Source organism: Blautia sp. AF17-9LB (assembly GCF_003479185.1).
Taxonomy (GTDB): Bacteria; Bacillota; Clostridia; order Lachnospirales; family Lachnospiraceae; genus Fusicatenibacter; species Fusicatenibacter saccharivorans.
Genome location: NZ_QUGU01000001.1, coordinates 70174 through 84713, shown reverse-complemented (window position 1 = coordinate 84713; position 14540 = coordinate 70174). Strand labels below are relative to the sequence as shown.

14 protein-coding genes and 1 pseudogene are annotated in these 14540 nt (G+C 46.3%); 5 read left to right on the top strand and 10 right to left on the bottom strand.

All coding sequences use genetic code 11. The annotated features are described in order from the left end of the window. The first annotated feature begins 63 nt into the window (after window positions 1-63). The 3 genes from dtd to rsmH all read left to right on the top strand — a co-directional run bounded on the left by dtd (window position 64) and on the right by rsmH (window position 2697). Window positions 64-504 carry a D-aminoacyl-tRNA deacylase gene (gene dtd / locus DWX00_RS00425; protein ID WP_022462865.1) on the top strand — a complete coding sequence of 147 codons (441 nt, stop codon included), beginning with the start codon at window positions 64-66 and terminating at the stop codon, window positions 502-504. A gap of 166 nt (window positions 505-670) precedes the next feature. Continuing rightward, window positions 671-1618, top strand: coding sequence for an RluA family pseudouridine synthase (locus tag DWX00_RS00420; RefSeq protein WP_055217841.1), 948 nt, complete (start codon window positions 671-673; stop codon window positions 1616-1618). Window positions 1619-1647: 29 nt separating this feature from the next. Further along, window positions 1648-2697 (top strand): 16S rRNA (cytosine(1402)-N(4))-methyltransferase RsmH, encoded by a 1050-nt coding sequence (rsmH, locus tag DWX00_RS00415; protein WP_118594436.1) that lies wholly within the window; start codon window positions 1648-1650, stop codon window positions 2695-2697. 97 nt (window positions 2698-2794) lie between these two features. Here the strand turns inward: rsmH and DWX00_RS00410 are convergent, their stop codons facing one another. Together DWX00_RS00410 and lexA are read right to left on the bottom strand one after the other, a co-directional pair. Continuing rightward, window positions 2795-3871 (bottom strand): tyrosine-type recombinase/integrase, encoded by a 1077-nt coding sequence (locus DWX00_RS00410; RefSeq protein ID WP_022462868.1) that lies wholly within the window; start codon window positions 3869-3871, stop codon window positions 2795-2797. Between the two features lie 206 nt (window positions 3872-4077). Further along, window positions 4078-4746, bottom strand: coding sequence for a transcriptional repressor LexA (lexA, locus tag DWX00_RS00405; RefSeq protein ID WP_055217843.1), 669 nt, complete (start codon window positions 4744-4746; stop codon window positions 4078-4080). A gap of 253 nt (window positions 4747-4999) precedes the next feature. On the opposite strand from lexA, the gene DWX00_RS00400 reads away from it, so the two are divergent. Then, window positions 5000-5374 (top strand): LysM peptidoglycan-binding domain-containing protein, encoded by a 375-nt coding sequence (locus DWX00_RS00400; protein ID WP_022462870.1) that lies wholly within the window; start codon window positions 5000-5002, stop codon window positions 5372-5374. A gap of 212 nt (window positions 5375-5586) precedes the next feature. Here the strand turns inward: DWX00_RS00400 and DWX00_RS00395 are convergent, their stop codons facing one another. The 4 genes from DWX00_RS00395 to DWX00_RS00375 all read right to left on the bottom strand — a co-directional run bounded on the left by DWX00_RS00395 (window position 5587) and on the right by DWX00_RS00375 (window position 10180). Next, window positions 5587-5961: an ArsR/SmtB family transcription factor gene (locus DWX00_RS00395; RefSeq protein ID WP_022462871.1), complete on the bottom strand. Its 375-nt coding sequence runs from the start codon at window positions 5959-5961 to the stop codon at window positions 5587-5589. A gap of 17 nt (window positions 5962-5978) precedes the next feature. Next, window positions 5979-7847: a heavy metal translocating P-type ATPase gene (locus DWX00_RS00390; RefSeq protein ID WP_118594435.1), complete on the bottom strand. Its 1869-nt coding sequence runs from the start codon at window positions 7845-7847 to the stop codon at window positions 5979-5981. 186 nt (window positions 7848-8033) lie between these two features. Then, window positions 8034-8252: a cation transporter gene (locus tag DWX00_RS00380; RefSeq protein ID WP_055266075.1), complete on the bottom strand. Its 219-nt coding sequence runs from the start codon at window positions 8250-8252 to the stop codon at window positions 8034-8036. Window positions 8253-8446: 194 nt separating this feature from the next. Continuing rightward, the gene (locus DWX00_RS00375) at window positions 8447-10180 is read right to left on the bottom strand and encodes a glycoside hydrolase family 5 protein (protein WP_118594434.1); all 1734 of its coding nucleotides are present in this window, start codon (window positions 10178-10180) and stop codon (window positions 8447-8449) included. Between the two features lie 599 nt (window positions 10181-10779). Here DWX00_RS00375 and DWX00_RS00370 point away from each other — a divergent pair. Next, window positions 10780-12477 carry a carbon starvation CstA family protein gene (locus DWX00_RS00370; RefSeq protein WP_022462875.1) on the top strand — a complete coding sequence of 566 codons (1698 nt, stop codon included), beginning with the start codon at window positions 10780-10782 and terminating at the stop codon, window positions 12475-12477. 168 nt (window positions 12478-12645) lie between these two features. On the opposite strand, the pseudogene DWX00_RS00365 reads toward DWX00_RS00370, so the two are convergent. The 4 genes and pseudogenes from DWX00_RS00365 to DWX00_RS00355 all read right to left on the bottom strand — a co-directional run. Continuing rightward, a pseudogene (locus DWX00_RS00365) lies at window positions 12646-12789 on the bottom strand (aldo/keto reductase); the annotation flags it as partial. Next, a complete protein-coding gene (locus tag DWX00_RS19515; protein WP_022462877.1) occupies window positions 12790-12954 on the bottom strand; it encodes a hypothetical protein in 165 nt (54 codons plus the stop codon). 46 nt (window positions 12955-13000) lie between these two features. Beyond that, window positions 13001-13495 carry an HD domain-containing protein gene (locus tag DWX00_RS00360; RefSeq protein ID WP_117508936.1) on the bottom strand — a complete coding sequence of 165 codons (495 nt, stop codon included), beginning with the start codon at window positions 13493-13495 and terminating at the stop codon, window positions 13001-13003. A gap of 153 nt (window positions 13496-13648) precedes the next feature. Further along, window positions 13649-14524 (bottom strand): phosphoribosylaminoimidazolesuccinocarboxamide synthase, encoded by an 876-nt coding sequence (locus DWX00_RS00355; protein ID WP_055217859.1) that lies wholly within the window; start codon window positions 14522-14524, stop codon window positions 13649-13651. Between the last annotated feature and the right edge of the window lie 16 nt (window positions 14525-14540).

Here is a 14540-nt window from a genome sequence, read left to right as displayed (position 1 = left end):
ATAGGAGAAATGACCCTCCTCTTAAAAATAAGAGGAGGGTCATTTTATGAAAGGATTTTAAAGATGAGAATTGTTATACAGCGTGTAAAAAGAGCAAGTGTTTCGGTGGAAGAGAAGGTTGTCGGATCGATTCAGAAAGGTTTTCTGGTTCTGATCGGTGTCGGCCAGGGGGACGATGAAGCAACAGCAGACAAGTATATGAAAAAACTGCTGGGACTGCGTATTTTTGAAGATGAAAATGGAAAGACGAACAAGTCCCTGGCAGATGTGGATGGACAGCTTCTGATGGTTTCACAGTTTACCCTGTATGCCAACTGTAAAAAAGGAAACCGTCCAAGCTTCACGGAAGCAGGCGAGCCGCACAGAGCAGAAGAACTGTATGAATATATGGTCGCGAAAGCACGGGAACAGGTTCCTGTTGTCGAAACGGGAGTGTTCGGGGCTGAGATGGAAGTATCACTGGTGAATGATGGGCCGTTTACGGTGATCTTAGAGGATCTGTAAATAAAATTTTTTTGTTTGCCGAATCGGTAAAACAGAACGTGGTTTGCGAGATCTGTGAAACCTGTTTTTGTCTAGAAATAGTGTACCATCATCGTACTGAATTGTTTGTATTTATATAGTTTACATAAAATGATTATGTGAACTTGTGAAGAGGAGAAAATCTTTTATGCCGCAATTTGACTATCAGCAGCTGTGTCACTTTGTCCTTCCGGAACAGGGGGGACTGTCGGTGGAAACAATTCTAAAACGTTTTCTGCATCTGACACCACGTGAAATCCGCCATGCCAAATATATTCCGGATGGAATTCAGAAAAACGGTGTTTCCTGCCGCACAAATGCAGTCGTCCAGACTGGAGATACGATCACTTTTCGATATGAGCAGAAGTGTCCCCACCTTTCCGAAGATCAGGTTCTGCCGGTATCAGGTGATTCTGCCGGCGTACGGATTCTCTATGAGGACAGTGATCTCTGTGTCGCAGACAAGCCATCCGGTATGGTCTGCCACGCTTCCCACGGCCATTATTCCGATTCCCTGACACATGCTGCCGCATCCCTGTTAAAAACACCGACAGCGCCTTCTGAACTCCGCTGCATCGGCCGTCTTGACAAAGATACATCGGGTCTGGTACTATTTGCAAAGAATCAGCTGGCTGCTGCTAGACTGTCCCGGCAGCGGGAGAGCGGCGCGCTGAAAAAAGAATACCTGGCTCTGGTACACCATCCTTTTTCCGAAGAAACGCAAAAAGAAACCATTCGTCTTTCCATGGAGCAAATTCCAGGAGATGACCCTGATTCTTTCGATCCGTCTGGGAAACGTATCACTAAAATGCGTATCTGTAAAGAAGGGAACGGCCTGTGGGCTACTACACACTACGAGGCTGTCCTTCAGGATCCTTTCTGGGCCGTCGTGTGCTGCCGTCTGGAAACCGGCCGCACGCATCAGATCCGCCTTCACATGGCATCTATTGGACATCCACTTTTCGGAGATCCGCTCTACGGAGTCCGCGACGGCGGTACCCGTGCCGCGCTCCATGCCTGGAAACTGCACTTTCTGCAGCCGATGACAGGAGAACCAATTGATCTGGAAAATATTCGAACGCACATGTTCGATTAAATATATTTGAAGTATAAGGAGAACATTTTATGGAAGAACAGAAAGAACACAAACGCCGCGTCCGCTACAAAGGCACACATCCGCGGAATTACAATGAGAAATACAAAGAACTGAATCCGGAGAAATATCAGGGGACCATTGAGCATGTGATCCAAAAGGGAAGCACACCGGCCGGCATGCATATCCCGATTCTCGTAGATGAAATCCTCGATTTTCTCAAGATCGAGCCGGGACAGAACGGACTTGATGCAACACTCGGATACGGCGGCCACAGCTCCCGTATGCTTGCATGCCTGCAGGGAAAAGGGCATCTCTGTGCGCTGGATATCGATCCGATCGAGATGGCAAAAACAAAAGAACGACTGGCCACGCAGGGGTACGGCCCTGAGATTTTAACGATTCTTCATCAGAATTTTGCCAATATTGATCAGATTGCTGCCGAATACGGCCCCTTTGACTTCATTCTGGCGGATCTTGGTGTTTCCTCCATGCAGATTGATAATCCGGAGCGCGGCTTTTCCTACAAATATGATGGACCGCTGGATCTTCGCCTGAATCCGGAGGCAGGAATTTCCGCGGCCGAGCGTCTGCGCACGGTTGCACGCGATGAACTGGAAGGCATGCTCATTGAAAACGCCGATGAACCGTATGCAAAAGAAATTTCCCAGGCTGTTACGCGGGCACTTCGGAAAGGAAAGAAAATTGACACTACGTTTGCAATGCGTGATCTGATCGCTGAAGCACTGGATTTTCTTCCGAAAGACGAGAAAAAAGAAGCCATCAAAAAATCCTGCGCCCGCACATTCCAGGCACTGCGGATCGATGTAAACAACGAATATGAGGTTCTGGAAGCATTCATGGAAAAACTCCCGGATGCTCTTGCTCCGGGCGGCAGAGCGGCAATTCTGACGTTCCATTCCGGCGAAGACCGGCTTGTGAAAAAGTCCATGAAGGGACTGTATCAGATCGGTATTTATTCCGAATATTCAAAAGAAGTCATTCGTCCTTCCAAAGAAGAATGCATCCGCAACAGCCGTGCAAGTTCAACGAAAATGCGCTGGGCAATTAAGGCGGAGTAACTAAAAAAAGCAGGAGAGAAGTCGTCTCCATAAAAAAGAGGAATCAACGAATGGGATATAATCCCTGTTGATTCCTCTTTTGGTTTCTGATATGTTTTTATTCCTCATGCTCCGGCATGGACTCCCGCAGCCGTACCGCTGTGGCAGCCTGACGGCGCCTTGCATCGTCCATGGCAGCATAATGTTTCTTCGTCGTATTGACATCCTTATGGCCGAGGACATCCGCAACAAGATAAATATCGCCTGTTTCCTGATACAGCGTCGTACCGTACGTACTACGCAGTTTATGAGGCGTAATTTTCTTCGTTGTCGTCACCTGGGACGCATATTTCTTCACCAGATTTTCCACTGTCTTGACGTTGATCCGTTTTCTCTGCGCCGAATAGAAGAGTGCGTGTTCGTGTCCTGCCACAGGCGTAATACCTGCGCGGACTTCGATATACTTTTTCAGTGCCTCGGCAACTTCATCTCCAAAGTAGACAAACATTTCATTTCCACCTTTTCGAAGCACTTTGATGCCATTGTTTTTAAAATCGACATCCTCAATATCTAACCCGACACATTCCGACACACGGATTCCCGTGCCAAGCAGAAGAGTAATGATTGCAAAATCACGTTCCTTTGTTTTTTCATAGTAGGCCCGCTGATGATTGCTCAGCCCGTCGCCGCAGGATTCAATAAAATCAAGAAGCTCCGCAACCTCATTTGGCTCCAGACGGATAATTTCTTTTTCATGGAGCTTCGGCATATCGATAAGCAGCGTAGGATTTGTCTCAATCAGTTCCTTTTTGAAATAATAGGAATAGAACGTCCGAAGTGCCGACAATTTTCGTTTCAGGCCTTTTTCCCCGTTGGTGGTATAAGATTCCTGGGAACCGATATAAGCCTTTAAATATTCTGTGTATTCCTCAAGATCAAGTGCAGTGACCTGGTCAAGCACATCAACGGACATCTGATCCATGGGAATTTTGGCAAGTTCCGGATTTTCTTTCTGCAGATACTGAAAAAAGATCCGAAGGTCATATGCATATTTGATTCGTGTGCTGGTCGATGTCGTTGTGCTGATGCCGCGGAAAAATTCGGAAGTAAAAGAGGGAAGCGTCTTCAGAACCTCGCGGAGCTTCAGTGTATTTTCCATATCGGTTTGTTCGTGATACGTAATTTTTGATTTCATAACTGCAAATGAGCCTTTCTAAACAGAAAAACCGGGAAAATGAAAGAAGTATTTCTTCTATATAACTATTCGGGAAACGCAGGTTTTTCGAATAGTTGAAGAGTTACTTTCAGAAATCACCGGTTTTTCCTCTGAAACCGCCGAATTTTACAGGCCGATTTCTTGTTCGTTTTTTCACAACATTTTTTATTTTCTTCTTTTATTTTTCAGGATAAAAATCTTAATACTCCGATTACCTTTCCTACGATCTGCAGATCATTCACAAGGATCGGATCCATCTCATCGTTTTCCGGCTGCAGGCGGAAATAACCGTCTTCCTTGTAGAATGTTTTTACTGTAGCGGAATCATTGACCAGAGCGACAATTTTTTCTCCATTTTCCGCAGTTGCCTGTTGTTCCACAAGAACAAGGTCGCCGTCTAAAATACCTGCATTTACCATGCTTTCGCCCTGTACCTTTAAAAGGAACGTTTCTGCGTTTGGCAGACGGTCTACCGGCATTGGGAAATATCCTTCAATATTCTCTACCGCAAGAATCGGTTCTCCGGCAGCTACTTTGCCGATCAGCGGAATCTGTGCAACCTCACTCTGGGATGCGGTGTCTTCCGATGCAATTCCCTGGATTGCACCAAGGCGGCCGGTATGGAATCCTTCATCGCAGATTTCAATGGCTCTCGGTTTTGTTGCATCTCGTTTGATATAGCCTTTCCGCTCCAGTGTTTCCAGATGTGCATGTACCGAGGATGTAGAACGAAGGGAAACCGCTTCGCAGATCTCACGCACAGACGGCGGGAATCCTCTCTGCAAAATTTCCTGTTTTAAATATTCGAGAATCTGTCTCTGTTTCTCTGTCAGTTTATTTTTGTCTCCAGCCATCGTATGTTCCTCCTGTCGTTTCGTTTTTTATATGAATTAGGGTAGTCCCCTCTTTCTATACGATATTTGCTTAAAATATACCAAATAAATTTTACCATAAATCCCACCGGAACGCAAACAAAAGTTTCGAAAATTTGTTCGCATTTCGTATTGACAAACATACGTTCTTTTATTATAATAAACATATATTCGAAAGAACAAATGTTCACGTAGCACAACTACTCTTCTATCACAAATCAAGGGGGAATTTTACATGAGTACCAATGCAAAGAAAAGAAAATCACTGAGAGAAAGACGAAAAATCCAGAGAAGAAAACTGCAGATCCGCGCCGCCGCCGCTCTCCTGTCTCTGGTTGCCGTCACATTTCTTTTAATCTTCCACTTCACGCCGCAGAATACGCAGGCAGACAGTGAGCCGAAAGCTCCAACCTACAAATACTACACCAGTATCCGCGTTTCTTCCGGCGATACACTGTGGGACATCGCCAAAGAATACCGTACAGAAGAATACTCCGATATTTCCAGTTACATTGCTGAGGTCCGTGAGATCAATCACCTGAGTTCCAACCAGATCACGGACGGTATGTATCTCTGCATTCCGTATTACTCCGAGGAGTATAAATCATGAAATTCAAGAAATGCTTTACATAATTCGGTTATGTAAACAAAGTAAAAAAACAGCTTCCAAAATGCACGGAACCTTCTAAAATGCACGGAACCTTCTAAAACAGCATGTTCGGGAAGCATGGTTTATCAAATAAAGAATGAATGTGAAAAGCAGAAACGTCCCGCAAATGAAATTTCTCATCTGCGGGACGTTTCTGCTATCTTATGCTTTTTTTAATCCTCTTCAATATGCTCCTGTCCCTGTGCGATGATTGTCCGTACATGACCATCTGCAAGAGAGTAGAACACCGATTTTCCTTCTCGTCTGCTCTTTACCAGCTTATTCTGCTTCAGAATGCGAAGCTGGTGGGAAATTGCGGACTGTGTCATGTGCAGTGCTTCTGCCAGGTCGCAGACGCATACCTCTGCCTCAAACAGGACAAACAGAATCTGGATCCGCGTGGAATCACCAAATACCTTGAAAAGCTCTGCCAGATCGTAAAGCTCTGTTTCATCCGGCATGGTCTCATTGACAATCTTTACCAGATTTTCATGAACCTCACAGGAGTCACAGCACAGATCAGCTTCATCCGGATTGATTTTTGCCATTTTGTGTCCTCGTCTTTCTATAGATTTTTCACAAACAGAGCACGAATTGCATTCAGAACCGCCAGAATCATAACTCCGACATCTGCGAAAATTGCCATCCACATGTTAGCGATACCGATGGCTCCCAGAAGCAGGAACAATACTTTGATACCAATTGCAAAATAAATATTCTCATAAACAATGTGAATACATTTTCTGGAAATGTGAATTGCTTTGGAAATCTTGAGCGGATCGTCGTCCATCAGAACGATATCAGCTGCTTCAATTGCTGCGTCGGAACCAAGTGCTCCCATCGCAATACCGATATCGGCACGGGACAGTACCGGTGCATCGTTGATGCCGTCACCTACGAAGGCAAGTTTTTCTTTTTCTGTCTTTGCAGCAAGCAGCTCTTCCACTTTACTTACTTTGTCACCAGGAAGCAGTTCGCTGTAAACTTCATCAATTCCAAGATCTGCAGCTACCTGATCGGCTATCCGCCTGGAGTCTCCGGTCAGCATAATCGTCTTTTTAATACCGGATTTCCGCAGCGCCTGAATCGCCTCTTTCGCATGCGGTTTGATCATATCACAGATCAGGATATGTCCGGCATACTTGCCGTCTACAGCAACATGGACGATGGTGCCGACGCTGTGGCAGTCGATATAATCAACGCCAAGGCGCTCCATCAGTTTTGCATTTCCGGCAGCGACATTTTTACCGTCTACCTTTGCTGTTACACCGTTTCCGCTGATCTCTTCGATGTCCGTGACACGGCTTCGGTCGATCAGTTTTCCATATGCTCTCTGCAGACTCTTGCTGATCGGATGGCTCGAAGCACACTCAGCAAGTGCTGCGTATTCCAGAACATCTTCCTGACTGATCGTATTGTGGTGAATACCGGCTACTTCAAAGACACCCTGTGTCATGGTACCGGTTTTATCGAATACAACGTATTTGGTCTGGGAAAGTGTTTCCAGATAGTTGGAACCTTTCACCAGGACACCTTCATGGCTTGCGCCGCCGATACCGGCGAAGAAGCTGAGCGGAATACTGATGACCAGTGCACAAGGGCAGCTGATAACCAGGAAGGTCAGCGCACGGTAAATCCATACGTTCCACTCAGGAGCGGCACTTAAAAACAGCATCCGTACCAGCGGCGGCAGAATTGCCAGCGCCAGCGCACCGTAGCAGACGGCCGGTGTATAGTATTTCGCAAATTTGGAAATAAAGTTCTCGGATCTTGATTTCTTGGAGCTGGAGTTTTCCACAAGGTCCAGAATTTTGGATACGGTGGACTCTCCAAACTCTTTCGTTGTTTTTACTTTAATCAGACCGGACATATTGATACATCCGCTGATGACTTCGTCTCCCTCCCGGGCGTCACGCGGAACACTCTCTCCGGTCAAGGCACTGGTATTCAGTGTGGTGTTTCCTTCTTCGATCACACCATCGATCGGAATCTTTTCACCAGGCTGTACAACGATGATTGTGCCAACCTCAACTTCATCCGGATCAACCTGCTCGAGTTTTCCGTCTACCTCGATATTTGCATAATCCGGGCGGATATCCATCAGTTCGCTGATGTTCCGGCGGCTCTTTCCGACAGCATAGCTCTGGAACAGTTCGCCGATCTGGTAAAACAGCATAACGGCTACGCCCTCCGGATACTCGCCAAGCAGAATGGCACCGACCGTTGCAACAGCCATCAGAAAGTTTTCATCAAATACCTGTTTGTTCAGGATTCCCTTCCAGGCCTTTTTCAGGATATCGTATCCGATGACCAGATAAGGAACCATAAAGGTTGCAAATCGCACATAGCCGGTTGTCGGCAGTACCGTGCAGAGAATCAGAAGAACCGATGCAACGATGACGCGGATGAGAACCTTTTTCTGTTTCTTATTCATACATATGCCTCCTTTGTTCTTACCGCCGGATGAAAAAATCCAGCATTTCATCCCAGAGATTTACAGATCCAAATCCGCTGCTCCAGAGAGAAAATACTGGATTTTTCTCGAGCTGAACCGCAGACAGGTTTTAGAATCTATTCTGCTCCAGCTTTTTCTTCCATCCGCCGATGAAAGTTTTTTATTTTAGAGGAAGATCTCGCAGTCATCCTCAACTTTTTTGCAGTTTTTCAGAACATCCTGCATAACGCTCTTTGGATCCTGTCCGTCTTCGAACTCCACGATCATTTTGAGCATCATAAAGTTTACGGTAGCATCCTTTACACCTGCTGTGTTTTTTGCAGCCTCTTCCATTTTGTTTGCACAGTTTGCGCAGTCAACATCGATCTTATACGTTTTCTTCATCGCTTTTGATCTCCTTTTTCATTTTCGCTGTTCATATGAACATTTATTCATATGTTTGTTTTTATTATAGCACCAGTGATGCAATTGTCAATGGAAAACTGAAAAAAATCAAAAAATCTGCCCGTCGGATTTTTTTGATTCCTGCGGGCAGATAGATCTGTTATTTATTTCTCATAAAGAAACGTTATGTTCTGCTATTTTTCACTTTTCCGAATCACAATCTGTCCGAACCGTGCACATCCGTCCAGAACCTCTATTTTCAGAATGCCTTCTCCTGTAACGGTACCGAGTGTGAACCGTTCGAGTGTGTTCGGTGCTGTTTCATATGCAAAATATGGATGAACATCCGAAGTTACTTTCTCACCGGCAGGAGGCATTACCCCTTCAAAAAGAGTCTCTCCCTGAATAGCTGCCTGTACCTTCACCTTTTTGTCTGCACAGTAAGTTACAGAAACGGTATAGGTTTCTTTTTCACGGATTGTATAGGAAGCATACTCTCCTGCTCCCAGCTGAAGCTGTACATGATCTCTCGGATGTTTGATCGGACCCGGTGCGGCAAACCCGGCCGGTTCAGGATGATATCCTTTTTCATAAATCAATTCAAACCGGTCATACAGACGATATCCTGCAGCATTCGGAAGATCACTAAGACCACGGAGTGAATCCATCGGCAGCGCGTTGTAGCCGATCGCCGGGATCTCAAAATCGCCCTCTCGAAGCAGATAAGGATGATATTGCGTATTTTCTTTGCATTTATCGACCGCCAGGCATTCCAGGTAGCTGTCCCAGATGGCCTGCGCATGCTCGTAGGACGGTTTTGCAGCTCCATTAATTGCATAATCGGTAATCAGATGCCATTCATCCGGAACATTAAAGTTCAGAATCGAAGCACATCCTGCTCCCTCTACCGTTTTCCAGCACCACAGATTATAACCGGCGTGGTACTCGGCAAGAATCTCATACATCGTTGTCTGCCATGCGTGCTCATTTCTTCCTCCTGTCTCGCCCATCCACAGGCAGATCTTCTGTTCCCGGCAGGTACGGAGAACGCTGGCAAGAGAAGCTACCTCCGGAACAACCATCTCATACGCATGAAGACTGATGCCCCAGTTGTGGTATTCCGGGTCAAACTCATGATCAAAGAAATATGTAAGAGAGGAAAACTGTGTACCATTCAGCAAAAATAAGTGTTTCTGGTCGATCTTTCTGCAGCGGCGGATCATTTTCTCGTAAAAATAGACCAGCTTCGGTGTCAGCTCCTCGCGGCGCGGCGTCATGGAGATCGGCTCGTTGATACAGTCATATGCGCCGATGATCCAGCGGTCTTTGTATCTTCTCATAAACTCTTCCATCAGAAGAAACATCCGCTCCATCGATTCTTCATCGTCATACAGATGCTGTCCATTGTCCACGCCGTCATCACACGGAATTCCGGACTGGCCTGCCGTTGCCGCATGGAAATCTACGACAGCATAAACCTGATACGTCTCACACCAGTCGAGAACATCATTCAGCATGGCAAAGGAATCTTCATTATACGTAATCCCCGGCTCCTCATACAGAAAGCTTCCTGCGCGGATCGGCAGACGCACGGAATTGTAACCGCGTCTGGAGAGAAGTGCAATATCCTCCTCCGTCAGATACAGCCGTCTCCAGCGTTTCCAGAACTCCTCCGCATATTTCGTTCCGCAGGTCTCCCGTAGAATCTGGTCCATACTTCTTCCACGGTCCATGCGTCCCATCGGCGCATATTTTCCAGGCTCGAACAGTCCAAAGCCGCTCTGGGTGCCGAGCATAAATCCTTCCGGATTATCCCAGTTTCCCATGCCCCAGCCGCGGAGAATCACCTCTTCTCCGAAATCATTCACAATAATACCGTCCTGATTGTGCAAAAATCCCCTTACACGTTCTTTGTCATAATACCCCATACAAAAATACCACCTTTCCGCAGAAGCCTTCTGGTTCTGCGCTTTTTCTTCTATTATAAAAATTTTGGTTTTCTGTGTCAAGAAATAGATTTTTACTATTTTCAGGGAAAAAACATGATATTTTTTTTAAAATTGCTTGACAAACCGAAAAATGAGACTATAATGCAAAGTGTTCAAAAGAAAAAAGGGATCAGAAAAAAGCAATGAGCAGGACAACATTTTTCGGGTGAGCCTTTGCAGAGAACCATCGGCTGGTGCGAGATGGCAGGTATCCCAAAGAACAATCCCCTGTGAGCTGTACAGACGAAACCAGAAATGGAAAGTAGTCCGGACCGGCCTCTCACCGTTAGCAGAGAAGAGATTCACCGGAAAGTGTATCATCGGGGATCTTGTCTGAGTGATCGACCAAAAGAAACAGCCGATAATTAGAAGTGGTAACGCGGAGCGTTTTTGAAAGCTTCGTCTTCTTGCATAAGTCAGGGAGACGAAGCTTTTTTTGTTTCCAAGCATACCAACACAATTGCCTTTTCCCTTTTCTTTTTCCATTTGGAATCCATGTAAACTGGAAATATCATTTTTGAACGAGGAGGAATTTTATTATGAACACGTTGGTTATTGTACTGATCGCCGCCGTATGTCTGATAGCAGGTTATACCTTCTACGGAAGCTGGCTGGCAAAGAAATGGGGCATCGATCCTAAAGCAAAAACACCTGCCGTTGCAAAAAATGACGGTCAGGATTACGTCCCTACCGATGGATGGACCGTATTCGCCCATCAGTTTTCTTCAATCGCAGGTGCAGGCCCTGTCACCGGTGCCATTCAGGCCGCTGTCTTTGGATGGGTTCCCGTCCTTTTATGGATCCTGATCGGCGGTATCTTCTTTGGTGCTGTTACCGATTTCGGTGCGCTGTATGCGAGTGTCAAAAACGAAGGAAAATCCATGGGACTTCTCATTGAGAAATACATCGGCAAAACAGGAAAAAAACTGTTTCTTCTCTTCTGCTGGCTCTTTACACTGATCGTTATCGCCGCCTTTGCAGATATGGTTGCCGGAACATTTAATGCTTACGAAACGGTTGACGGCGTCACAAAGCTTTCTGCCCAGGCAACTGTAAACGGCGCTGCCGGAAGCATCTCCCTGCTATTTATCGCTTTTGCTGTTGTCTTCGGACTGCTCCAGAAAAAACTGCAGTGGAAAGGCTGGAAAGAAATGGTACTCGGCCTTGCCTGCACTGTTGCAGCCTTTGCAATCGGCATGAATGTACCGCTTGTAACAAGCAAAGCAACCTGGACTTATCTGGTATTTGCCTACATCTTTCTTGCCGCTGTCCTTCCGATGTGGCTTCTGATGCAGCCGCGTGACTTTATGACAACCTTTATGTTTGCCGGCATGATCCTTGGCGCTGTTGTCGGACTTGTTGTTGCACACCCGAAAATGAATCTTCCAATGTACACCGGTTTCCACAATGCGGCATCCGGAGATCTGTTCCCGATCCTGTTTGTCACCGTTGCCTGTGGTGCTGTTTCCGGATTCCACAGCCTGGTATCGTCTGGAACCTCTTCGAAAACCATTGCGAATGAAAAAGATATGCAGAAAGTCGGATACGGAGCTATGGTTCTGGAGAGCCTGCTTGCCGTCCTCGCCCTCTGCGTTGCCGGTGCTGCTGCTTCTGCAGACGGTACGGCTGCTGTCGGAACGCCATTTGCGATCTTTTCTTCCGGTGTTGCCGGATTTCTGGAAATGTTCGGCATCCCGGTATACGGAGCACAGTGCTTCATGACTATGTGTGTATCGGCGCTGGCACTTACCAGTCTTGACTCCGTTGCACGAATCGGCCGTATGTCCTTCCAGGAACTGTTCACTGTCGATGATATGGAACATGCTGCCGGATGGAGAAAGCTGCTCTGCAATAAATATTTCTCTACCATTGTTACTCTGCTCTGCGGCTACATCCTGACTCAGATCGGATATGCCAATATCTGGCCGCTGTTCGGAAGTGCAAACCAGATGCTGAGTGCACTCGTTCTGATCACGCTCTGTGTCTTCCTGAAAGTCACCGGCCGTGAAAACAGAACCCTGTTCCCGCCGCTTATCATCATGCTCTGCGTCACCTTTACCGCACTGGTAGAGCGTGTCATCGCACTTGTAAAAGCGTATGGAGCAGGAACCGCTGTCTTCCTCGTTGAGGGACTGCAGCTCATCATCGCCATTCTGCTGATGGTTCTTGGTGTCATCATTGTCATCAGCTGTGGAAAAGAACTGTTCCGGAAGAAAGCGGGACAGGAAACGAAATAATATAGATGTTTCTTCAAAGAGCTTCCTAACGCAAAACGCCGTCAGACTACAACAAGTCTGACGGCGTTTTACATGCCATAATTTTTTACGAAACAATTGCCGCCTTGGTCGCACCGATAATCGGGGAGCTGACTCCCTTCGCCCATTGCCATGCCAGTGCGGTCATACATTCAGGGCTTCCATTGTTTCCTCAATCGGAGTTTCGTAGTCAAAACGGTGAATGATATACAGATCCAGATAATCTGTTCCCAGCCGTTTCAGTGTACCGTCAATCTCTCTGTGAATGGCTTCTGCCGACAGATTGCCAAAATTTTACTCCGTATAATACTGTGCCTGCGCATTCCAAAGCTCATAGTATTTGCCGTTTGTATCCACAAATCCCCTGTTCCATAAGGTAGCATCCAGATACTTCGGGATCTCCCGGTTGACCGCCATAAAGGTTAAATGACCCCGGCTGTCCTGCTGTAAAAGTGACATCCTCCACCACCTGTAGAGGTGGGGGAGGATGTCACACTTCATGACCTTATTCCTTCTCCGGAAACATACTCTTCAACAGATGCGTTCCCGCTTCCGTCCGAAATACTTTTCTGCAGAAATTTTCAATCGCCTGTTTTGAATATTCGCTCTCGCCGGCATTGACCAGAAAATCGGCTTCCAGCAGGATCTGGTAATCCATTCCCTCTACATTTGTATAGGTATGATGATGCGTAACCAGCCATGTGATGCGTTCGACATCCAGTTCTCCTGCCGGTACATCTTTGAAAAATTCTGCAACGAGCGGCGCACTTTCCTCTTCCTGATGCTTTCCGCTGGTATTTCCGTATTTTTCCCGACACAGCGGGCAGGCAATATCATGGACAACAGCTGCCATCTCCAGCGTTTCCTGTGTTTTTGGATCCAGTCCTTCCGCCTCGCCGATGTTCTTTGCAAAGGCCCATACCTTCAGAAAATGATAAATATCATGAATATTTCCCTTATAAAAATCTGTCATTTTTTCAATTGCAGCAGCAATTTTCATATCGTGTTTCCTCCTTCGCATCCTGTCTTTCTTCCCATTATATCACATGTTTCACGCATTTGAGTATCAGATTATCATCTGATCTTATCACAAAATATGCAAAAACAGGAGGCAGAACCTGCCTCCTGTAGCTTTTTAACACTATGATGTTCTTTATGCCAGCGGTTTTCCTGTCAGCATCTCATATGCCTGAAGATATTTCTCGATCGTCTTGTCTACGATTTCCTGCGGCAGAGTCCAGTCGTGGTTTCCATCGTTGGCTTTGAGCCAGTCGCGCGCGAACTGTTTGTCAAAAGATGGCTGACCATGGCCTGGTTCATAACCGTCTGCAGGCCAGAAGCGGGAGCTGTCCGGAGTCAGCATCTCGTCGCCGATTACGATATTTCCGTTTTCATCAAGACCAAACTCAAATTTTGTGTCTGCAATGATAATGCCTTTGCTTAAAGCATAATCAGCACATTTTTTATACAGAGCGATGGTGTAGTCGCGAAGCTTCTCTGCATACTCGGCTCCTTTTCCCGGGAAGTATTTTTCCAGATGGGCGATGCTCTGCTCATAAGAGATATTTTCGTCATGATCTCCGATTTCAGCCTTTGTGGACGGAGTGTAGATTGGCTCAGGAAGCTTGTCAGATTCTTTTAATCCTTCCGGAAGCTCGATGCCACATACTTTTCCTGTTTTCTGATAGCTTGCCCAGCCGCTTCCGGTAATGTAGCCGCGGACAATGCACTCGATAGGAAGCATTTCCAGCTTACGGCACATCATGCTGTTTCCGTCAAATTTCTCCTGCTGGAAAAATTCCGGCATGTCTTTTACGTCTACAGAGATCATATGATTCGGAAGGATGTCTTCTGTCAGATCGAACCAGAATTTGGACATCTGGGTCAGAACGGTACCTTTTTTTGTTACCACATTGTTCAGAATGACGTCAAAACAGCTAATACGGTCGGTTGCTACCATGATCAGGCTGTCGCCGTTATCATAAATCTCGCGTACCTTACCCTCTTTGATTGGCTTTAATTCTTTCATCATGAATACCTCTTCT